Origin of the sequence: Photorhabdus heterorhabditis (assembly GCF_001280945.1) — a bacterium.
In the GTDB taxonomy this organism is placed as follows: domain Bacteria; phylum Pseudomonadota; class Gammaproteobacteria; order Enterobacterales; family Enterobacteriaceae; genus Photorhabdus; species Photorhabdus heterorhabditis.
Genome location: NZ_LJCS01000027.1, coordinates 24,105 through 46,635 on the forward strand (window position 1 = coordinate 24,105; position 22,531 = coordinate 46,635).

18 protein-coding genes are annotated in these 22,531 nt (G+C 42.8%); 15 read left to right on the top strand and 3 right to left on the bottom strand.

Annotated elements, in window-relative coordinates; all coding sequences use genetic code 11:
* Positions 1–257: 257 nt before the first annotated feature.
* Positions 258–1,139 (bottom strand): HTH-type transcriptional activator IlvY, encoded by an 882-nt coding sequence (gene ilvY, locus AM629_RS11030; protein WP_054478902.1) that lies wholly within the window; start codon positions 1,137–1,139, stop codon positions 258–260.
* Positions 1,140–1,329: 190 nt separating this feature from the next.
* Here ilvY and ilvC point away from each other — a divergent pair, with 190 nt between their 5' ends.
* A complete protein-coding gene (gene ilvC / locus AM629_RS11035) occupies positions 1,330–2,808 on the top strand; it encodes a ketol-acid reductoisomerase (protein ID WP_054478903.1) in 1,479 nt (492 codons plus the stop codon).
* A 187-nt stretch (positions 2,809–2,995) separates the two neighbouring features.
* Positions 2,996–5,023 carry a DNA helicase Rep gene (gene rep, locus AM629_RS11040; RefSeq protein ID WP_054478905.1) on the top strand — a complete coding sequence of 676 codons (2,028 nt, stop codon included), beginning with the start codon at positions 2,996–2,998 and terminating at the stop codon, positions 5,021–5,023.
* Between the two features lie 60 nt (positions 5,024–5,083).
* On the opposite strand, the gene gppA is transcribed toward rep, so the two are convergent.
* Together gppA and rhlB are read right to left on the bottom strand one after the other, a co-directional pair.
* Positions 5,084–6,586: a guanosine-5'-triphosphate,3'-diphosphate diphosphatase gene (gene gppA / locus AM629_RS11045; RefSeq protein ID WP_054478944.1), complete on the bottom strand. Its 1,503-nt coding sequence runs from the start codon at positions 6,584–6,586 to the stop codon at positions 5,084–5,086.
* Positions 6,587–6,594: 8 nt separating this feature from the next.
* Complete coding sequence (gene rhlB / locus AM629_RS11050) at positions 6,595–7,881, bottom strand: ATP-dependent RNA helicase RhlB (protein ID WP_054478907.1); 1,287 nt, start codon at positions 7,879–7,881, stop codon at positions 6,595–6,597.
* A 118-nt stretch (positions 7,882–7,999) separates the two neighbouring features.
* On the opposite strand from rhlB, the gene trxA reads away from it, so the two are divergent.
* The 13 genes from trxA to wzyE all read left to right on the top strand — a co-directional run bounded on the left by trxA (position 8,000) and on the right by wzyE (position 22,521).
* The gene (gene trxA, locus AM629_RS11055) at positions 8,000–8,326 is read left to right on the top strand and encodes a thioredoxin TrxA (protein ID WP_054478909.1); all 327 of its coding nucleotides are present in this window, start codon (positions 8,000–8,002) and stop codon (positions 8,324–8,326) included.
* A gap of 474 nt (positions 8,327–8,800) precedes the next feature.
* A complete protein-coding gene (gene rho, locus AM629_RS11060) occupies positions 8,801–10,060 on the top strand; it encodes a transcription termination factor Rho (protein WP_015836218.1) in 1,260 nt (419 codons plus the stop codon).
* Between the two features lie 291 nt (positions 10,061–10,351).
* Positions 10,352–11,437 carry a UDP-N-acetylglucosamine--undecaprenyl-phosphate N-acetylglucosaminephosphotransferase gene (gene wecA, locus AM629_RS11065; protein WP_054478911.1) on the top strand — a complete coding sequence of 362 codons (1,086 nt, stop codon included), beginning with the start codon at positions 10,352–10,354 and terminating at the stop codon, positions 11,435–11,437.
* Positions 11,438–11,463: 26 nt separating this feature from the next.
* The gene (gene wzzE, locus AM629_RS11070; RefSeq protein WP_054478912.1) at positions 11,464–12,519 is read left to right on the top strand and encodes an ECA polysaccharide chain length modulation protein; all 1,056 of its coding nucleotides are present in this window, start codon (positions 11,464–11,466) and stop codon (positions 12,517–12,519) included.
* A gap of 126 nt (positions 12,520–12,645) precedes the next feature.
* Complete coding sequence (wecB, locus tag AM629_RS11075; protein ID WP_054478914.1) at positions 12,646–13,767, top strand: non-hydrolyzing UDP-N-acetylglucosamine 2-epimerase; 1,122 nt, start codon at positions 12,646–12,648, stop codon at positions 13,765–13,767.
* 4 nt (positions 13,768–13,771) lie between these two features.
* The gene (wecC, locus tag AM629_RS11080; RefSeq protein ID WP_054478916.1) at positions 13,772–15,034 is read left to right on the top strand and encodes a UDP-N-acetyl-D-mannosamine dehydrogenase; all 1,263 of its coding nucleotides are present in this window, start codon (positions 13,772–13,774) and stop codon (positions 15,032–15,034) included.
* Positions 15,031–16,101: a dTDP-glucose 4,6-dehydratase gene (gene rffG, locus AM629_RS11085; RefSeq protein ID WP_054478918.1), complete on the top strand. Its 1,071-nt coding sequence runs from the start codon at positions 15,031–15,033 to the stop codon at positions 16,099–16,101. The genes wecC and rffG overlap by 4 nt, the downstream gene beginning before the upstream one ends.
* A gap of 17 nt (positions 16,102–16,118) precedes the next feature.
* Positions 16,119–17,000 (top strand): glucose-1-phosphate thymidylyltransferase RfbA, encoded by an 882-nt coding sequence (gene rfbA / locus AM629_RS11090; RefSeq protein WP_054478920.1) that lies wholly within the window; start codon positions 16,119–16,121, stop codon positions 16,998–17,000.
* Positions 16,978–17,718: a dTDP-4-amino-4,6-dideoxy-D-galactose acyltransferase gene (gene rffC / locus AM629_RS11095; protein ID WP_054478922.1), complete on the top strand. Its 741-nt coding sequence runs from the start codon at positions 16,978–16,980 to the stop codon at positions 17,716–17,718. The genes rfbA and rffC overlap by 23 nt, the downstream gene beginning before the upstream one ends.
* The gene (gene rffA / locus AM629_RS11100; protein WP_054478924.1) at positions 17,705–18,835 is read left to right on the top strand and encodes a dTDP-4-amino-4,6-dideoxygalactose transaminase; all 1,131 of its coding nucleotides are present in this window, start codon (positions 17,705–17,707) and stop codon (positions 18,833–18,835) included. The genes rffC and rffA overlap by 14 nt, the downstream gene beginning before the upstream one ends.
* Position 18,836: 1 nt before the next feature.
* Positions 18,837–20,087, top strand: a complete 1,251-nt coding sequence (gene wzxE / locus AM629_RS11105) for a lipid III flippase WzxE (RefSeq protein WP_054478926.1) — start codon at positions 18,837–18,839, stop codon at positions 20,085–20,087.
* Positions 20,084–21,169: a TDP-N-acetylfucosamine:lipid II N-acetylfucosaminyltransferase gene (locus AM629_RS11110; protein WP_054478928.1), complete on the top strand. Its 1,086-nt coding sequence runs from the start codon at positions 20,084–20,086 to the stop codon at positions 21,167–21,169. Before wzxE ends, AM629_RS11110 begins: the two co-directional genes overlap by 4 nt.
* Positions 21,166–22,521 carry an ECA oligosaccharide polymerase gene (gene wzyE, locus AM629_RS11115; protein ID WP_054478930.1) on the top strand — a complete coding sequence of 452 codons (1,356 nt, stop codon included), beginning with the start codon at positions 21,166–21,168 and terminating at the stop codon, positions 22,519–22,521. The genes AM629_RS11110 and wzyE overlap by 4 nt, the downstream gene beginning before the upstream one ends.
* Positions 22,522–22,531: the final 10 nt, after the last annotated feature.

The window sequence follows — 22,531 nt, forward strand, 5'->3', positions numbered from 1 at the left end:
TATCCACTTGATATAGTTATAGATATTTCCTTTAGTAACATAATTAGTGACCAAAAATTTAATGATGAGTCAATATTTCATATAATTATTATTGATTAGTTATAACTTATATTAAACATATTATCATGAAAACTATATGGTTATTTTTTTATATTCTTTGTGAATTATGTCACACCAATCATAAGTATATGAGAATAATGCGGGAAGTGGGTTATATCAGACTTGTAATGAATAAAAATACCTGCTAAGGCTATTCATTATAGCAATCCCCAAAATGCTTTAATCAAGGGTTCATTTAGCCGTTTTCTCTGTACACATATACCCAATTCGAACGGCTTCACCAGAGAAATATTCTCCAGTAAAGATATGCGATTGCGCACTGGTTCAGGACTGTTCTCTACAACTACATTGGGAATTAATGCAATGCCACAACCTAGCGCAACCATAGAAACAATCGCTTCGTGGCCGGATACTGTAGCGTAAATCAATGGGTTATTGATTTGATGGTGGCGGAACCAGTACTCAATGCGCTTACGTGAAGGACCATGTTCCGGCAAAATAAAGGGGATAGTATCCCAGTCAGGGTTCTCTTGCATTACGAGCGTTCGCACAGTACAGGGGAGGGACGGTACAATCAGTATTAGTGGTACTTCACCGATTTTGGTGAAGCTGACATTATCTGGTAGTTTTTCTGGCTTACCAGCGATTCCTAAATCGGCATCATTAGACTGTACTTTATTTACTGCATCTGCAGCATCACCAGTGGTAAGTTTGATTTCAACCAAGGGATGCTCTGCACGGAAACGATCAAGAATCGGTGGCAAGTGACTGTAGGCCGCAGTGACTGAACAAAACAGACGTAATTCGCCACTTAACGATGGGCTTTGTTGATTCAGTGAGTGTTGTAGTTGCTGATATTGTAACAGTATCTGTTGGGCGAATTGTTTAAGTTGCTCTCCAGCGAATGTCAGTTTTACGGTGCGATTATCCCGTAAAAATAATGGATGACCCAGAGTATCTTCAATGCGTTGGATTTGGCGAGATAATGTAGAAGGGCTGACATGCATTGATTTCGCAGTGCGGCCAAAATGACAGCTTTCAGCCAGATGCAGAAACAGTTTGAGATCACGTATGTCCATAATCCGTTTACCTTTTCTTATCCTATAATCAGTATTGCATAAAATGCAATATAGTATTGTTAATATATCAATTTAAGCAATAGCTTTCATGTCATATATTGAAAATATGCAGATACCTCACTGGGTGAGGAAATATCAAAAATAGTCGCAGCACTTAATTGCTGAACACAACATGACCACGGAGTTACTAATGGCTAATTATTTTAATACGCTGAACTTGCGTCAGCAGTTGGCGCAGTTAGGTAAATGTCGTTTTATGGCACGGGAAGAATTTGTTGATGAGGCAGGATATTTAAAAGGCAAAAAGGTCGTCATCGTCGGTTGTGGTGCGCAGGGGCTGAATCAAGGTCTGAATATGCGTGACTCCGGTTTGGATATCGCTTATGCCCTGCGTAAAGAGGCAATTGAAGAAAAACGTGCTTCATGGCGTAAAGCAACAGAAAATGGTTTTCAAGTTGGTACCTATGAAGAGCTGATCCCGCAGGCTGATTTAGTTATCAACCTGACTCCAGATAAACAACACTCTTCTGTTGTTCATGCAGTTCAACCGTTGATGAAAGAAGGTGCTGCACTAGGTTATTCGCACGGTTTTAATATTGTTGAAGTTGGTGAGCAAATCCGTAAAGACATCACTGTAGTGATGGCAGCACCTAAATGTCCTGGTACTGAAGTTCGTGAAGAGTACAAACGTGGTTTTGGTGTTCCTACCTTGATTGCTGTTCACCCGGAAAACGATCCGAAAGGTAAAGGTATGGCGATTGCTAAAGCATGGGCAGCGGCAACAGGTGGTCATCGTGCTGGCGTTCTGGAATCTTCTTTCGTTGCTGAAGTGAAATCTGACTTGATGGGTGAACAAACCATTTTGTGCGGTATGTTACAAGTAGGGTCATTGCTGTGTTATGACAAGTTGATAGAGGAAGGTGCTGAACCAGGTTATGCCGGAAAGCTGATCCAATTTGGTTGGGAAACCATCACTGAAGCATTGAAACAAGGTGGTATTACTTTGATGATGGATCGCTTGTCTAACCCGGCAAAATTGCGTGCATATGCGTTATCTGAGCAATTGAAAGACATCATGACGCCACTGTTCCAGAAACATATGGATGATATTATTTCTGGTGAATTCTCTTCTGGTATGATGGCGGATTGGGCTAATGATGATAAGAAGCTGTTAGGCTGGCGCGAGGAAACAGGTAACACTCAGTTTGAAAATTCACCGCAATATGATGGTAAAATCGGTGAACAGGAATACTTTGATCACGGTGTTTTGATGGTTGCTATGGTGAAAGCTGGGGTTGAACTGGCATTCGAAGTTATGGTTGATACCGGTATTATTGCAGAATCTGCATATTATGAATCTCTGCATGAATTGCCGCTGATTGCTAATACTATCTCGCGTAAACGTCTGTATGAAATGAACGTGGTTATTTCTGATACAGCAGAATATGGTAACTATTTGTTCTCTCATGTTGCGGTCCCATTGCTGAAAGAAAAGTTCATGAAATCACTACAAGTAGGTGATTTAGGTCAGTCTGTTGCAGAGAGTGGTATTGATAACGCCCAGTTACGTGATGTTAATGAAGCTATTCGTAACCATCCAATTGAGGCTGTTGGTCGTGTGTTACGTGGCTATATGACAGATATGAAACGTATTTCTGTTGGTGATTGATATCAGATTTGAGTTAAAGATAGAGGGAGATAAATCTTCCCTCTTTAAATTTAAAATGTGTTGAGTAACAAGCCATCGTGATTGAGAAAGGTGGCTTGTTGCTTTAAAGAAAACGGCGTTTCCTTCCCCCCTTTCTGCTACAATTCCACCCCCTGAAGTTCTGTCCTGATATAACTCATTAGATACTATGCGATTAAATCCTAGCCAACAACAAGCAGTTGAATTTGTTACCGGCCCCTGTCTGGTCTTGGCGGGGGCTGGTTCCGGCAAAACCAGAGTGATTACGAATAAGATCGCTCATCTTATCCGTATTTGTGGCTATCAGCCTCGTCATATCGCAGCTGTGACTTTTACTAATAAAGCAGCAAGGGAAATGAAAGAGCGTGTAGCACAGACTTTGGGGCGTAAAGAGGCTAAGGGGCTGATGATTTCTACTTTCCATACCTTGGGATTGGAAATCATTAAACGCGAATACAAGGTGCTGGGAATGAAAAGCAATTTCTCACTGTTTGATGAGCAGGATCAAATGGTTTTGCTGAAAGATCTGACAGCTGATTTGTTAGAAGAAGATAAGGAACTGCTACAAAAACTGATTTCTTCCATTTCAAACTGGAAAAATGATCTGCTTTCTCCACAACAAGCAGCGGCATTGGTCCGTTCTGCTCAGGAGCATCAATTTGCTGAATGCTATCACCGTTATGATTTACATCTGGCGAGTTGTAATGTGTTGGATTTTGACGATTTGATTGTCAAACCTACTTTGTTGATGCAGCGTGATGAAGAAGTCAGGGAACGTTGGCAAAACCGTATCCGTTATCTGTTGGTAGACGAATATCAGGACACTAATACTAGTCAATATCAATTGGTTAAATTGCTGGTGGGACAAAGGGCTCGTTTTACTGTGGTGGGTGATGATGACCAGTCGATTTATTCATGGCGCGGAGCAAGGCCACAAAATCTGGTGTTATTGAAACAAGATTTTCCGAAACTTAATGTGATCAAGCTGGAACAAAACTATCGTTCTTCGGGCTGTATTCTGAAAGCAGCTAATATTCTGATCGCCAATAACCCCCATGTATTTGAAAAACGTCTTTTTTCTGAACTGGGGTATGGCGATCCATTGAAAGTGATTACAGCTAATAATGAAGATCATGAGGCGGAAAGAGTTGTCGGAGAGCTGATTGCACATCACTTTATTAATAAAACCCAATATAAAGACTACGCTATTCTCTATCGGGGAAATCACCAATCCCGAGTGTTTGAAAAAATGCTGATGCAAAACCGTATTCCTTACCGGATTTCTGGTGGTACTTCTTTTTTTGCTCGTCCTGAAATTAAGGATCTGCTGGCTTATCTGCGGGTGCTGACTAATCCTGAAGATGACAGTGCATTTCTGCGGATTGTCAATACGCCAAGACGTGAAATTGGTGCGGCTACAGTTCAAAAACTGGGCGAGTGGGCGAATCAACGTAGTAAAAGTCTCTATCAAGCCAGTTTTGATCTTGGTTTGGAACAAAGTCTGACCGGTCGCGGTCTGGTTGCATTGCAGCGTTTTACTCACTGGATGGATGAGATAGCCCGTCAGGTTGAACAGGAACCTTTGCTGGCTGTGCGTGATTTACTGCATGGTATGGATTATGAAAGTTGGTTGTACGAAACATCACCGAGTCCGAAAGCAGCTGAAATGCGGATGAAAAATATTAATCAACTATTTACTTGGATGAGTGAAATGTTGGAAGGTGATGAACTGAATGAACCAATGAATTTACTTCAGGTGGTAGCACGTTTCACATTGCGGGATATGATGGAGCGTGGTGAAGATGGTGAGGAGTTTGATCAGGTTCAATTGATGACTCTGCATGCCTCTAAAGGGCTGGAGTTTCCATATGTATTTCTGGTCGGTATGGAAGAAGGGTTATTACCTCATCAGAGCAGTATTGATGAAGACAATATTGATGAAGAGAGACGGCTGGCTTATGTGGGAATCACCCGTGCACAACGGGAGTTATTCTTCACCTTATGTAAAGAACGTCGTCAATATGGTGAATTGATCCGTCCAGAACCAAGCCGTTTTTTACATGAGTTGCCACAGGATGATTTGCATTGGCCAAAAGATAAAAAAGTGGTGACTGCTGAAGAGAGAATGCAGAAAGGACAATCACGTATTGCAGATATCAAGTCACGTTTAGGGCTTGGGCAGAAAAATAAGCAGTAAAAAATACATATAAGTTCCCTATGTTACAGAGAGACGGCGAAATGTGATTTAGTTCAGATTTTAGCCGCCTAATTCTTGTTCTTGCAAAACAAGCGGCCATTGAACATGGTTTTGCCACTGAATTTCTTGCTGTAAAGACTCCGCTCGTAGAGGATGTTGCATTAGCCAACCATGAGGTAAGGTGATCATCAATTCTTCCCCCCTCACTTTTAAACGCAGAGCAGAAAAGGTGTCCTCTCGGTGATGACTGGCTAATATAATAGCTAATCGCAATAGACGGCATAAACGTTGGGCCTGTATCAGAGGCAAAGCATTTTGTTGACTGAAGGAAACCGGATCAATTGTGGCACTCTGGTTCTTTAGCAATGTGGCTAATAGCTGTTTTTGTGCGGGAGTATAGCCGGGAAGATCGAGGTAACTGATAAGATAGGCTGCGTGCGATGGAGCCTGATGGAAGTCAACACTCAGGCCAATTTCGTGTATCAGACAAGCACTGAATAATAATTCATGACATCGGCTATCAAGTTCCCAAGGTTTAGCAATCTGTTGTAAGAAGTGTCCAGCCAACTGTTTGACTCGTTGAGATTGCTCAACTTCTAACTGAAAGCGGCGCTGTATATTACGTAAGGTTCTGATGCGAATATCTTGTTCTATCGGTAAATCCAGCATGCCGTAAACAAGACCTTCCCGTAAAGCGCCGCCAGCCAGAGTCATACTTTCAATATTTAATGCCTGGAAAATAGCTATCAGGATAGCAAGACCGCTTGGGAAAACCAGTGCCCGTTCCAGCGTCAATCCTTCGATTTCCAATTCTTCCAGCTTACCGCATTCAATTGCTTTATGTCTGAGTTCCTGGAGTTTTGGCAAAGTAATCAGCTCATCCATACCTTGGGCAATCATGATTTCTTGCAGTGCCTGAACTGTGCCGGAAGCTCCGACGCAAATCTGCCAGCCTTGTTCTATAAGCTTTGAAGCAACAGGTTTCAGCGTTTCATGTGCGGCAGCTTCGGCTTTGGCAAAGTTTTCTTCCGTCAGGCTACGATCATTAAAGTAACATTCAAGCCAAGTAACACAGCCCATGCTCAGGCTGGATAACTGATTAGCCTTTGCTCCATTTCCTGTGATCAGTTCTGTACTTGCACCGCCAATATCGACAACCAAGCGTTTTTCAGGGCCGCCGGTCGTATGAGCAACCCCTTGATAAATAAGCCTAGCTTCGTCTTCGCCACTGATTACTGTAACTGGGCAACCAAGTATTTCTGATGCTTTTTTCACAAACTCACCAGCATTTCCGGCGATACGCAAAGTTGCTGTAGCAACGACGCGGATTTGTGATGGCGGTATATCCTGTAAGCGTTCAGAGAAAACTCTGAGGCATTGCCAACCTCTCTCCATTGCTTGCTGGGATAAATAGTTATTTTTATCCAGTCCGGCGGCTAACCTGACTTTACGTTTGATTCGAGCTAGTATCTGCATACTGCCGGATATTTCACGCACGACCAGCATATGAAAACTGTTTGAACCCAGGTCAATAGCCGCATAGAGAGAAGAGGAACTCAACATCATTTAATTTAACCTGAACGTTTACGGTTATTACGCGGTGTATTGTTACGATGCGACAAATTATTTCGACGCTGATGGTTCCCTGAACGCGAACGATGGCGGCGTTTAGGAACCGGTAAATCTTTCAGCAATGCATTACTGTTATATTTACTGACAGGGATTTGGTGCTGAATATAATTTTCGATTGCTGGCAGGTTCAGAGCATATTCTTCACAGGCCAGGCTGATAGAGTGGCCACTTTCACCTGCACGTCCGGTACGGCCAATGCGGTGAACATAATCTTCGCAGTCATCTGGTAAGTCATAGTTAAAAACATGAGTTACGGATGGAATGTGCAATCCACGAGCTGCCACGTCAGTTGCAACCAGAATATCAATATTGCCCTTGCTGAATTCTTCCAGAATACGTAACCGTTTTTTCTGTGCAACATCACCAGTTAGCAAACCAACGCGATGCCCGTCAGTAGCAAGATGGGCCCAGATATCTTCACAACGATATTTAGTATTGGCGAAAATAATGCAGCGATCGGGCCATTCTTCTTCCAATAACGTTTGAAGCAGACGCATCTTCTCTTCATTAGAAGGATAAAACAGCTCTTCGCGGATACGGTGCCCCGTTTTCTGTAGCGGTTCCACTTCTACATATTCTGCATGATTCATTTGCTCAAATGCCAGTTCTCGGACTCGGTAAGACAGAGTGGCAGAAAACAGCAGGTTCATGCGTTCATTTGCAGGTGGCATCCGACGGAATAGCCAGCGGATATCTTTGATAAAACCCAGATCGTACATACGATCAGCTTCATCAAGCACCATAACCTGAATGGCATTCAGATTAATATGCCCTTGTTTGGTATAGTCGATCAGACGTCCGGTTGTGCCGATGAGAATGTCAACACCGGATTCCAGCACTTTCAGCTGTTTGTCATAACCATCGCCACCATAGGCAAGACCCATCTTTAATCCCGTTGTTTGTGCCAGATCTTCTGCATCAGAGTAAATCTGTACGGCTAGTTCGCGGGTAGGGGCCATAATCAGCGCTCTTGGCTGATTGGTTTGACGCCCCTTTGTTGTGGGATGAGTCAGTAAATAATGAAAAGCAGACGCTAAAAATGCTAGTGTCTTCCCGGTACCAGTTTGCGCTTGCCCCGCGACATCACGACCTTCGACAGTGAAAGGTAATGTCAGTGCCTGTATAGGCGTACAATTAGAAAACCCCTTGTTATCAAGAGCTTCTATGACTCTGGGGTGCAAGGCGAAGTCGGAAAACTTCTTTTCTGTCAAGTGTGTTTTACTCATAGTGTGGTAGAATATCAGTTAACCGTTGTTTTACGGAAGTGTATCCTCTGAAATAAAAGCAACCTTATATCAGTAATGTTACACTAGCATGGTAAAAAATTATTCTTTGGAGTAAAAAATGAGCGATAAAATTATTCATTTGAGTGATGATAGCTTTGATGCTGATGTTCTGAAAGCAGCGGGTCCAGTTCTTGTCGATTTTTGGGCGGCATGGTGTGGTCCATGTAAAATGATTGCACCTATTTTAGATGAAATTGCACCGGAATATTTAGGTAAACTGACGATTGCAAAACTGAACATTGATGATAACCCGGCAACTGCTCCTAAGTATGGTATCCGCGGTATTCCTACGCTACTACTGTTTAAAGACGGTCAGGTAGCAGCCACCAAAGTGGGGGCATTGTCAAAAACTCAGTTGAAAGAATTTTTGGATGCTAATCTCTGATTGAAGTGAGATCACACTAATACCGGACGTTTGGCGTATATCACTATTTATTTCATTGACCGCTAGACGTCCGTAAAGAAGCGTGATAAGTTAGCGCCACTGCTTGTATCACATACCTCATGTTAGAAGTATGTTGCATACTGAACAATCTGTAGTGTCTGATAAGTCTGTTATCTCTGGATAGTCTAAAATATCCAATGGGTTATGCAGGAATAATCTGGTGTATAACTCATTACGTTGAGATAGTTTTTTTATAGAAATCAGTAATGTTTCGGCATTATCTCAACAGCGTTTTTGACAGCCTGTCAGTCTTATTTGAGCTCAATCTTGGTACTTCAAATTATTACCTTTTTATATAAATGATGTATTAAAGGTCTTATTTGTTTTTGTACAAAATAAACAGGCATCGATGACGCTGCCATACTATTCACGTTCATAGTTCGAGATATACCCCGAGTTAAAGAACCCACCATTATGAATCTTACCGAATTAAAGAATACGCCGGTATCTGAACTGATTACACTCGGCGAAAATATGGGGCTGGAAAATCTGGCCCGTATGCGTAAACAAGATATTATCTTCTCTATCCTTAAGCAGCATGCGAAAAGCGGAGAAGATATCTTCGGTGACGGTGTGCTGGAGATATTGCAGGATGGATTTGGATTCCTCCGTTCAGCAGACAGCTCCTACCTTGCCGGTCCCGATGATATCTACGTCTCTCCCAGCCAAATCCGCCGTTTTAACCTCCGTACCGGTGACACAATTTCAGGTAAAATCCGCCCACCTAAAGAAGGTGAGCGCTATTTTGCACTGTTGAAGGTTAACGAAGTTAACTTTGATAAACCAGAAAATGCCCGCAGCAAAATTCTTTTTGAAAACTTAACTCCTTTGCATGCGAATAACCGCTTGCGGATGGAGCGTGGTAATGGTTCCACTGAGGATCTGACGGCTCGTGTTCTGGATCTGGCGGCACCAATTGGTCGCGGACAACGTGGTCTTATTGTTGCTCCACCAAAAGCGGGTAAAACTATGTTGCTGCAAAATATCGCAGCTAACATTGCTCATAATCATCCGGATTGTGTATTGATGGTACTTCTGATTGATGAACGTCCGGAAGAAGTCACTGAAATGCAACGTTTGGTGAAGGGTGAGGTTATTGCTTCTACTTTTGATGAGCCGGCTTCCCGTCACGTTCAGGTGGCAGAGATGGTCATTGAGAAAGCTAAGCGTCTGGTTGAACATAAAAAAGACGTTATTATCCTGCTTGATTCTATTACTCGTCTGGCACGTGCCTATAACACTGTTGTTCCGGCATCCGGTAAGGTACTGACTGGTGGTGTAGATGCTAACGCGTTACATCGTCCAAAACGTTTCTTCGGGGCTGCACGTAATGTAGAAGAGGGTGGAAGCTTGACCATTATTGCTACTGCATTGGTGGATACAGGCTCGAAGATGGATGAAGTGATTTACGAAGAGTTTAAAGGCACTGGTAATATGGAGTTGCACCTCTCACGTAAAATTGCTGAAAAGCGCGTCTTCCCTGCTATCGATTACAACCGTTCCGGTACACGTAAAGAAGAGTTACTTACCACATCTGAAGAGCTACAAAAGATGTGGATTCTTCGCAAAATTATTCACCCAATGGGAGAAATTGATGCGATGGAGTTCCTTATCAATAAATTGGCTATGAGTAAAACAAACGACGATTTCTTTGACATGATGAAACGCTCGTAGTTTTTAACTTGGTTCATGATGATTTTTCAACGCCACAGTTCTGTGGCGTTTTTTGCATCTGGTGCTATAGCACCATATAGATATGGTATGTATTTTGCATGAAACTTATATACTGCCATTTTCCAATAAGCGTCGTAGATTATGATGTAAAGGTTATTAATTTTTCTACAGTAAAGAAAAGTATCCTCACAAAATGGAGAATTTATGGGGTTGGTTCCTGGCCAGAAAAACCATGTGGCTGTGGATGATAAATAACCAGGTTATATTTGTTTTTCACGGAGAGTTTTTATCGTGAATATTCCCAGTATGAGTATTGAAATTTTTTGCATTTTTCTGTTTTCGTTTGCGTTTCTGTTTATGGCGCGTATCGCAGGAAGGAAAATTGGCCTCGTTGATAAACCCAATTATCGCAAGCATCATCAGGGACTAGTGCCTCTGGTTGGTGGGATAACTGTATTTGCTGGTATCTGTTTTGCTTTTGTTATAACAAACGAGTTTATACCTCATAAATGGCCGTACTTAATTTGTGCCACTGTACTGGTATTTGTTGGTGCATTGGATGATCGTTTTGATATCAGCGTTAAGGTCCGGGCAACTATTCAGGCTCTGGTTGGTATTGCAATGATGTATTTTGCTGGCCTGAAATTAAATAGCCTTGGCTATGCTTTTGGTCCTTGGGATATGAATCTTGGGCCATTCAGTTATGTTGTGACGCTATTTGCTGTTTGGGCTGCTATTAATGCATTCAATATGGTTGATGGGATAGATGGACTATTAGGTGGATTATCTTGTGTCTCTTTCGGTGCTTTGGGGATCTTACTGTATCGAAGTGGTAACACGGCACTGGCATTATGGTGTTTTGCATTTATTGCGGCCATTCTTCCTTATATTCTGCTCAATCTTGGTTTCTTAAGCCAACGTTTCAAAGTATTTATGGGTGATGCGGGCAGTACACTGATTGGTTTTACCATTATCTGGCTACTTATTGAATCTACTCAGGGGAATGAACCTTCTGTGAAGCCAGTTACTGCATTGTGGATTATTGCCATTCCCTTAATGGATATGGTTGCCATCATGTACCGTCGCTTGCGTAAAGGAATGAGCCCATTTTCTCCAGATAGACAACATATTCACCACCTGATTATGCGGTCTGGATTTTCATCACGTCAGGCATTTGTTTTGATCACTGTTGCTGCGGCTTTGTTCGCGGCTGCCGGAATGATTGGAGAATGGTTGGAGTTTGTTCCTGAATGGGTAATGTTGGCATTGTTCTTGCTTGCATTTATGTTGTATGGCTATTGCATCAAACGTGCATGGCGGGTGGCTCGTTTCATTAAACGGCAAAAACGTCGTATACGCTATTCTGCTAACCATTAAACATCTATCAACAGAGGTTTTGTGCAGTGATAAAATCAGAAACGAAATCTATTCAAGATCAACAGATTCTGGAGCATGAGCTGGATATCGGAGCCTTGTGTAGTGCTCTATGGCGTGGAAAAATATGGATTGTCGTACTGGCAATAATCTTCGCTGCTATAGCTCTGGGAGCATCTTATCTGATGCAACAAAAATGGAGTGCAACGGCAACCATTGACTTGCCTACGACTAATCATTTGGGTAGTTATTATTCTCGGCAGCAGTTTTTACGCAACTTGGATACTCACATTAACGTTTCACAGGAAACTCAGTTACCGTCTATTCCAGAAGAAGCTTATAAAGAACTTGTCACTCAGCTCGCGGCATATGATACCCGCCGTGAATTTTGGTTAAAGTCTGATTACTACAAGCAACATAAGGAGGGTGATGCCAGAGCAGATGCAGCTTTACTGGATGAGTTAATCAATAATATTCAGTTCATTCCTCATGATGATAAAAAAGTGCTGAATGACAGTATCAAACTGACAGCAGAATCTTCTGTACAAGCAAATCAACTCTTACGCCAATACATTGCTTTTGCTAACAGTCGCGCGAGTACTCATTTGAATAATGAAGTAAAAGGTGCATGGGCTATCCGTACTCAATCTATGAACGCATTGGTTAAGCGGCAAGAAATAGTTGCTAAAGCGGTTTATAACCGTGAAATGAATGTGTTGCAACAATCCTTGAAGATTGCAGAAAAGCAAGGGATTCGGCGCAATCAAACTGACACACCGATAGATCAGTTGCCTGATTCAAAAATGTTTATGCTAGGTGCGCCGTTGTTACAGGCTCAGCTTGAAACTTTGGAAGCAACGGGTCCTGATTATGATGTGGACTATGACCAGAATATTGCGATGTTAGCGACATTGAATGTTCACCCGATATTGCAGGATCAATTCCAGACTTATCGTTATCTGAGAACCCCTGAAGAGCCTGTTACCAGAGACAGCCCACGTAGAATGTTTATTGTCATCATGTGGGGCGCGGTTGGCACTTTAGTTGGTGCCGGAATAGCACTGGTACGGCGTTCGCGTAAGTAACCAAATAGTTATAGAAGTGACTGCTTTTGAAAAATATTTTTCGCAACTCCAGAAGCAGAAATAAATAGTATTAAAGAGTGTTTTTGCAGGAAGATCTGCAAGTTACTGACCAATAAGAGAGTCACTGTGAAAGTGTTGACTGTGTTTGGTACCCGGCCAGAAGCCATCAAGATGGCTCCGCTGGTACATGCGCTGGCAAAGGATGAAGCCTTCGAAGCGAAAGTATGTGTCACTGCCCAACACCGGGAAATGTTGGATCAGGTATTACATCTTTTTGAGATTACTCCCGATTTTGATCTCAATATTATGAAATCAGGGCAAGATTTAACGGATATTACGTGTCGTATTCTGGAGGGATTAAAGCCTGTTTTGGCCGAATTTAAGCCTGATGTTGTGTTGGTTCACGGTGATACAACAACAACTATGGCAACCAGTTTAGCTGCGTTCTACCAGCGTGTCCCTGTCGGTCATATTGAAGCTGGACTGAGAACCGGCGATCTCTATTCCCCTTGGCCAGAAGAGGCAAACCGTAAGATTGCTGGGCACTTGGCAATGTACCATTTCGCTCCGACGGAAAACTCTCGTAAGAATTTGCAGAAAGAATCGATTGCAGATAATCAGGTTTTTGTCACGGGTAATACCGTGATTGATGCGTTGTTGTGGGTACGCGATCGAATAATGAATGACGAGATTATGCGGAGTAAGTTGGCGGAACACTACCCGTTTATTGATACCAATAAAAAAATGATTCTGGTAACAGGCCATCGTCGTGAAAGTTTTGGTGGTGGATTTGAACGAATTTGCGAAGCTTTGGCACAGATAGCCCGTACTCATCCAGAAGTTCAGGTAGTTTATCCGGTTCATTTGAACCCAAATGTTTGTGAGCCGGTAAAGCGCATTTTGCATAATATAGATAATATCATGCTTATAAAACCACAGGATTATTTGCCATTCGTCTATCTGATGAACCATTCCTATATGATCCTGACGGATTCTGGTGGCATTCAGGAAGAGGCTCCTTCTTTGGGAAAGCCGGTTTTAGTGATGCGTAATACTACTGAGCGGCCAGAAGCGGTGGATGCCGGAACGGTACGGCTGGTAGGAACAGACACAAGAACTATCGTAGAAGAGGTGACACGATTGTTGACAGACGATGTTGCCTATCAGCAAATGAGTCGTGCTCATAATCCTTACGGGGATGGTGATGCCTGTCAACGTATTCTCGATGCTTTGAAAAAAATCAGGTGACATTATGAGTTTTGAAACTATTTCTGTTATCGGTCTTGGGTATATCGGCTTACCCACTGCGGCAGCGTTTGCATCCCGTAATAAGAAAGTCATAGGCGTCGATGTTAATCAGCACGCGGTGGAAACGATTAATCGTGGCGCAATTCATATTGTAGAACCGGATCTGGACAAGGTGGTGAAAACGGCTGTGGAAGAGGGTTACCTAAAAGCAGTGACTTCTCCGTTACCAGCAGATGCTTTTTTGATAGCTGTTCCAACTCCTTTTAAAGGGGATCATGAACCGGATATGAAGTATGTGTGTTCTGCAGCTGAATCAGTGGCGCCCATTCTGAAAAAAGGCGATCTGGTGATTTTAGAATCTACTTCACCAGTAGGTGCGACGGAACAGATGGCAGAATGGTTGGCAGCGACGCGTCCCGATTTGACTTTTCCTCAGCAGGTAGGTGAGGAATCTGATATTGATATTGCTTACTGCCCTGAACGCGTGTTACCAGGCCAGGTTATGGTTGAATTGATTAAGAATGACCGTGTTGTTGGCGGCATGACACAAAAATCTTCAGCCAGAGCCAGCGAGCTGTATAAAATTTTCCTTGAAGGTGAATGTGTTATCACTAACTCAAGGACAGCAGAAATGTGTAAGCTGACAGAAAATAGCTTTCGAGATGTAAACATTGCATTTGCTAACGAACTTTCCCTGATTTGTGCTGATCAAGGTATCGATGTGTGGGAACTTATCAGTTTGGCAAACCGCCATCCCCGAGTAAATATTCTTCAGCCAGGGCCTGGTGTGGGTGGTCACTGTATTGCTGTTGATCCGTGGTTCATTGTTTCCCAAAACCCGGAACAATCACGTCTTATACATACAGCACGTTTGGTTAATGATGGAAAGCCCTTGTGGGTTGTGGATCAAGTAAAAGCCGCTGTTGCGGACTGTTTGGCTGAAAGTGGAAAACGCGCTGGAGAAGTGAAAATTGCTTGTTTGGGTTTGGCGTTTAAACCAAATATTGATGATTTACGTGAAAGCCCAGCTGTGCATATCACCCGTATGATTGCGCAATGGCATGCAGGTGAGACATTGGTTGTAGAGCCTAATGTTCATGAATTACCCGCTTATTTAAAGGAAATAGTTCAACTGGTTAACTTGGAGAAAGCTTTGGAAGAAGCCGATATCCTGTTGATGCTGGTGGACCATAATCAGTTTAAAGCGGTAAATGGTTATGACATTAAACAGAAATGGATTGTGGATACAAAAGGAGTCTGGCGTTGAGACGTATTCTAATCACAGGTGGAGCGGGTTTTATTGGTTCTGCTGTTGTGCGACATGTTATTGATAATACAGAAGACAGTGTAGTTGTGGTTGATAGCTTAACTTATGCTGGCAATCTAGAATCTCTTGCCTCGGTTGCGGATAGCTCACGCTATGCTTTTGAACAGGTTAATATTTGCCAGCGTGAAGCGCTGGACCGGGTGTTTGAGCAGTATCAACCGGATTGTGTGATGCATCTGGCGGCAGAAAGTCATGTGGATCGCTCTATTGATGGCCCTGCGGCCTTTGTCGAAACGAACATTGTTGGTACTTATGTTTTGCTAGAAGTTGCTCGAGCTTTCTGGCAAAAATTGAGTAAAGAGAAACAGGCCGCTTTCCGTTTTCATCATATTTCAACAGATGAAGTGTATGGTGATTTACATGGTGAGGATGGTTTCTTTACCGAAGAAACACCTTATGCACCAAGCAGCCCATATTCAGCGTCCAAGGCATCTAGTGACCATCTGGTAAGAGCATGGCACCGAACTTATGGTTTGCCGACAATTATCACTAATTGTTCAAATAATTATGGTCCTTACCACTTCCCGGAAAAATTGATACCGTTGGTGATTTTGAACGCATTAGCGGGCAAGTCCCTGCCAGTATATGGCGAAGGGAAGCAAATTCGTGATTGGCTGTATGTGGAAGATCATGCTAGGGCGCTTTATCTTGTTGTAACAACAGCAGGACCGGGTAAAACCTACAATATCGGCGGTCATAATGAACGAAAAAATATTGATGTGGTTTGCGCAATTTGTGAATTGCTGGAAGAGTTTTGCCCAGAGAAGCCAGCAAATATTGCTTATTATCGTGATTTGATTACTTATGTTACAGATCGTCCTGGTCATGATATGCGCTATGCCATTGATGCGGCGAAAATTGAGCATGAGTTGGGCTGGAAGCCCCAGGAAACTTTTGAATCAGGTATTCGTAAAACAGTTCAATGGTATCTGGAAAATGAAAACTGGTGGCGCAGAGTTCAGGATGGTTCTTATGCTGGTGAGCGTCTTGGATTAGGTAAAGACTGAGCTACTTTGGAGGTAACATGAAAGGCATTATTCTGGCAGGAGGATCGGGTACTCGGTTGCATCCGATAACACGAGGTGTTTCCAAGCAATTACTGCCGATTTATGACAAACCGATGATTTATTATCCTTTGTCAGTACTGATGCTGGCAGGGATACGCGATGTTTTGATTATCTCCACACCAGAAGATTTACCTTCTTTCCACCGACTACTTGGCAATGGTGATAAATTTGGTATTCGTTTGAGCTATGCAGAACAGCCATCACCGGATGGTTTAGCTCAGGCATTTCTGATTGGTGAAGAGTTCATCAACGGCGAATCCTGTTGCTTGGTATTGGGAGACAATGTTTACTTTGGGCAAGCATTCAGTCCGAAACTGAAGAGTGTCGTTTCCCGTGGAAATGGCGCGACTATTTTTGGTTATCAGGTAATGGACCCTGAGCGATTTGGTGTGGTGGAGTTTGATGACGAGTTTCATGTTCTTTCCATTGAAGAAAAACCAGAAAAACCAAAATCTAACTGGGCAGTAACAGGTCTCTATTTCTATGATAATCAGGTTGTGGACTTTGCCAAACAGGTGAAGCCTTCTGCCCGAGGTGAATTAGAAATTACCAGTATTAACCAGATGTATCTGGATCGTGGTGAACTGAATATTGAACTGTTAGGGCGCGGTTTTGCTTGGTTGGATACCGGCACGCACGATAGTCTGATTGAGGCCAGCACTTTTGTGCAGACTGTTGAGAAGCGTCAGGGTTTTAAAGTCGCCTGTCTTGAAGAAATTGCCTGGCGTAATGGTTGGTTAGATGATGATCACTTAAGAGAAACAGCAAAATCTTTGTCAAAAACTGGTTACGGCCAATATCTGTTGGATCTGCTCCATGTCCGTTCGCGCCAATATTGAACCATTAGAGTGGGATAGCCATTATTTTGGATTCTCCACTGCTCGTCTTGATTTTACACCTGATTCCAAGTTGTTAACTTTATCTCAGTTAGAACAATATTCTTTAGTGCAGGCTAAAGTGCCAGTACAACGGCCAGACATTATTGATGGATTATCGGCATTGGGTTTTTCGCTGGTGGAAGGGGAAGTAGATTTCTCATTAATGATTGGCACAAAAAATGCTTATACTACGAATTGTAGTGATAATCCTGAGACGGAGATGATATCGGCGACACAGCAAGATATTCCCATGTTGAAAGAAGTGGCTTCTAAAGTATTTTCTTCAAGCCGTTTCCGTACCCCTTGGTATCAGCCGCAGGATAGTGGTCGTTTCTATGCTACCTGGGTTGAAAAAGCGGTGTTGGGTACATTTGATCATCAATGTTTACTGGTAAATGGAGATAATGGGCAACCCGCAGGGTTTGTTACTTTGCGGGAGTTAGAGAAAGGCCAGGCCCGCATGGGATTGCTGGCGGTGTTTCCAGGAAATACCGGTTGTGGAATTGGTTCAAAATTAATGTCGACGGCGCAACAGTGGTGCCAGTACCATCAAATACAACGATTAAGAATCGCGACACAAACCAGCAATATCGCTGCTTTGCGTCTTTATAAACGCAGTGGTGCATTTGTTGAAAGCACTGCTTATTGGTTATACCGGGGGCGAAATGATTCCATTTAACAGACCGCCAGTAGTCGGCACTGAATTAGATTATATGAAGCAGGCAATAGCGAGCGGTAAGCTTTGCGGGGATGGTGGTTTTACCAAACGTTGTGAAGAGTGGATGGAACAACATTTCAATTGCTTGAAAGCTCTATTGACACCATCCTGCACAGCTTCGCTAGAAATGGCGGCTATTTTGCTAAATATTCAGCCCGGTGATGAGGTTATCATGCCGAGTTTCACTTTCGTTTCTACTTCGAACGCATTTGTACTGCGGGGAGCAACGATTGTTTTTGTGGATATCCGTCCGGATACCATGAATATTGATGAAACTAAAATCGAAGCAGCGATTACAGACAGAACACGTGCGATTGTTCCTGTTCATTATGCGGGTGTGGCTTGTGAAATGGATGCAATCATGGCCCTGGCAGAGAAATATAATCTGTTTGTAGTGGAAGATGCAGCGCAGGGCGTAATGTCCACTTATAAAGGCCGCGCATTGGGAACTCTTGGACACATCGGTTGTTACAGTTTCCATGAAACCAAGAACTATTCTTCTGGTGGTGAAGGTGGTGCAATACTTATTAATGACAAATCACTGATCTCCCGTGCGGAAATTGTCCGTGAAAAAGGTACTAACCGCAGCCAGTTTTTCCGTGGTCAGGTCGATAAATATACCTGGCGTGATATTGGTTCCAGTTATCTGATGTCAGAACTTCAGGCTGCTTATTTGTGGGCACAACTTGACGCTGCTGAGAAAATCAATGAACGTCGTCTTGCCTTGTGGGATACCTATTATCAAGCGTTAAAACTTTTGGCTGATGTTGGTCGTCTGACATTGCCTGTAATACCTGAAGGATTGGAGCATAATGCCCATATGTTCTATATCAAGCTGAAAGATATTGGGGAACGCTCTGCATTCAATAGCTATATGAACGATGCAGGTGTACTAACGGTATTCCATTATGTTTCTCTGCACAGTAGCCCAGGTGGTGAGAAATTTGGTCACTTCCATGGAGAAGATCGCTTCACTACTAGTGAAAGTGAGCGCTTGGTACGTTTGCCAATGTTTTACAACATAACAGAGACTGAGCAACAAGCTGTTATCAAACATATCAAGGAATTCTTTGCCTGATATGTCACTGGCTAAAGCATCGGTATGGACTGCTGGCTCTACACTGATAAAGATCGGTGTGGGGCTTTTGATTGTTAAATTACTGGCAGTTGCTTTCGGTCCCAGTGGTGTTGGGCAGGCGGGTAATTTCCGTCAACTTATTACCGTGCTGGGGGTATTGGCAGGAGCAGGTATTTTTAATGGTGTGACTAAATATGTTGCTGAATATCAGCAGCAACCGGAAAGGCTGCGTGCGGTATTAGGAACGTCTTCTGCCATTATCTTGGGATTTTCCACGCTGTTGGCAGTAATTTTTTTGTTGTTCAGTGGATCAATCAGTATTGGATTATTTGGTCATCAAGATTATGAACCCGTTGTGCAGGCGCTTGCATTTATTCAAATGGGTATTGCCAGTGCCAACTATTTTCTGGCTATTTTGAAAGGATACAGGGATGCTCTGGGGAATGCCCTGGCTATTATTCTTGGTAGTTTAATTGGCGTGATGGCTTATTATCTTTGCTTTACTCTTGGAGGGTATGAAGGTGCTTTGGCTGGTTTGGCTTTAGTGCCAGCACTGATAATATTTCCTGCAGGGCTGATGCTTTGGTATCGCAACGTGGTTCCGTTATCAGATCTTAAGCCTATGTGGGATAAGGTACTCGCTAGTCAACTCGGCAAATTTACCCTTATGGCTTTGTTGACTTCTATTACTTTACCAGTTGCTTACATTATGATGCGAAACTTGCTGGCCGCGCATTATAGTTGGGATGATGTGGGTATCTGGCAAGGTGTAAGTAGTATTTCCGATGCTTACCTGCAATTTATTACAGCTTCTTTTAGTGTTTATCTGTTGCCAACACTTTCACGATTACAGGGTAAGGTCGAAATATCAGATGAGATAGTCAAGGCGTTGAAATTTGTTTTGCCAGCGGTGGCTGTTGCGAGTTTTACTGTATGGTTGTTGCGTGATTTTGCCATTTGGTTGCTGTTTTCCGACAAATTTACAGCTATGCGTGATTTGTTTGCTTGGCAGCTGGTTGGTGATGTCTTGAAAGTGGGCGCCTATGTTTTTGGTTACTTAGTGATTGCCAAAGCTGCGTTGCGTTTTTATGTGCTAACTGAGGTTAGTCAGTTTTTGTTGCTTACTGGTTTTTCCCACTGGCTTATTCCTGCTAATGGAGCGTTAGGCGCAGCACAAGCCTATATGACAACTTATATTGTTTATTTCACCCTTTGTTGTGGTGTATTTCTTATTTACCGCAGGCGAGCATGACTACCCTAATTCACGTTCTGGGATCTGATATCCCGCATCACAATCGAACGGTATTACGCTTTTTTAATGATGTCTTAGCGCAAGAAATGGGTTTTTCGGCTAAACCAAAGTTTATGGTGGTGACCAGGAATCGAGCTTCTCTGGATGATTGTCCGGAGTTGGATATGACATTTTTTGACAGTAAAAAAGCTCTGGCGCAGGCGGTTACTGCTAAAGCGCAGTCAGACAGAGCTTGCCGGTTTTTTTTTCATGGTCAATTTAATACAGGTTTATGGTTGGCACTGTTGTCAGGAAAAATTAAACGCAATCAATTTTGGTGGCATGCTTGGGGAGCAGATTTGTATGAAGATTCTCGCCAGTTGAAATTCCGCCTGTTTTATTTTCTACGTCGTTTGGCGCAGAATCGAGTGGAACATGTATTTGCGACTCGTGGGGATTCACATTTTTATTCTCAGCATCATCTGAAGGTACCAACATCGTTGCTTTATTTCCCAACCAGAATGGAGCCAGCTTTGACGATGGTAGAAAAAACACCTTCTGACGATAACAGAATGACAATTTTGCTGGGGAACTCCGGTGATCGATCAAACCGACATATCGCCGCACTCAAAGCTATTCATAAGCAATTTGGTGATAAGGTACGAATAGTCATTCCGATGGGTTATCCGGAGAATAATCAGGCTTATATTGATCAGGTTGAGCAAACGGCTTTATCACTGTTTTGCTCAGAAAGTTTGAAAATTATTAAGCAAAAGATGGAATTTGATGACTATCTGGCATTACTGCGTTGTTGCGATTTAGGGTATTTCATATTTGACCGCCAGCAAGGGGTTGGAACAATTTGCCTGTTGATACAATTTGGGGTGCCATTTGTACTTAGTCGTCGAAATCTTTTCTGGCAGGATCTGACAGAACAGCAGGTACCGGTATTTTTCTGCGGCGATCCTTTGGATAGACAATTGATTGCCGAAGCACAACGGCAGATGCTTTCTTTAGACAGGAATACAATAGCTTTCTTCAGCCCGAACGTTGTTGATGGTTGGCGGCAAGCGCTGGCAAAAGTGGCAGGAGAGCAGCAATGAGTTTAACGCAATTTGGCGGATTATTTACTGTTTACCTGATATCACTGGTTTTTATCCTGACGCTAGCTTATCAGGAATTCCGACGTGTACGTTTTAATTTCAATGTGTTCTTCTCATTACTTTATTTGCTGACGTTCTATTTCGGTTTCCCACTGACGTGCTTGCTGGTTTTTCAGTTTGATGTTGAGGTGGTACCAGTAGACTCTTTGTTACATGCTCTGTTGGCTTCAACGTGCTTCTATGCAATTTATTATGTCAGTTATAAAACTCGGCTGAAAAGACCTTCTGGGCAACCCAAAGCACCGGTATTCACCATGAACCGGGTAGAAACTAATTTGACATGGTTACTACTGACATTAGTTGCGGTTGTGACCGTTGGGCTATTCTTCATGCAGAATGGGTTTCTATTGTTTAAATTACAGTCGTATAGTCAGATTTTCTCCAGTCAGGTGTCTGGTGTTGCCTTAAAACGGTTCTTTTACTTCTTTATTCCGGCCATGCTAGTCGTTTATTTCCTGAAGCCGACACAATTACGCTGGCTGTTTTTTCTGATAAGCACGGTTGCTTTCGGGATTTTGACTTATGTGATTGTTGGGGGAACACGGGCTAATATTATTATTGCGTTTGCGCTGTTTCTATTTATCGGCATTGTTCGTGGTTGGATAACATTGTGGATGCTGATAACTGCGGGAGCAGTGGGAATTGTTGGTATGTTCTGGTTGGCTCTTAAACGCTATAGTTTGGATGTTAGTGGTGCAGAAGCGTTTTATACTTTCCTTTATCTCACAAGAGATACTTTCTCTCCGTGGGAAAATTTTGCGTTATTGTTGAATAACTACGACAAAATCGATTTTCAGGGGTTGGCACCGATTATCCGTGATTTCTATGTTTTCATTCCAAGTTGGCTTTGGCCAGGACGCCCTGATGCTGTGTTGAATTCTGCAAATTACTTTACTTGGGAAGTGTTAGATAACCACTCCGGCTTGGCAATTTCCCCAACTTTAATAGGATCTTTGATTGTTATGGGGGGAGTGCTGTTTATTCCGGTTGGTGCGATTGTTGTTGGGTTGATAATTAAGTGGTTTGACTGGATTTATGAGTTGGGGAAACAGGAGACTAATCGTTATAAGGCTGCTATTTTGCAGGCATTTTGCTTCGGAGCGATCTTCAACATGATAGTTCTGGCTCGTGAAGGGTTGGATTCATTTGTTTCCCGAGTGGTGTTTTTCTGTATTATTTTTGGTTTATGTTTGGTGGTTGCTAAGTTGTTGTATTGGCTGTTTGACAGTGCTGGGCTTATCAGAAAATATTTGACTAGCAACCGGGCCTTATCGCAAAAACGTCCGTTGTAATATTAAGGAA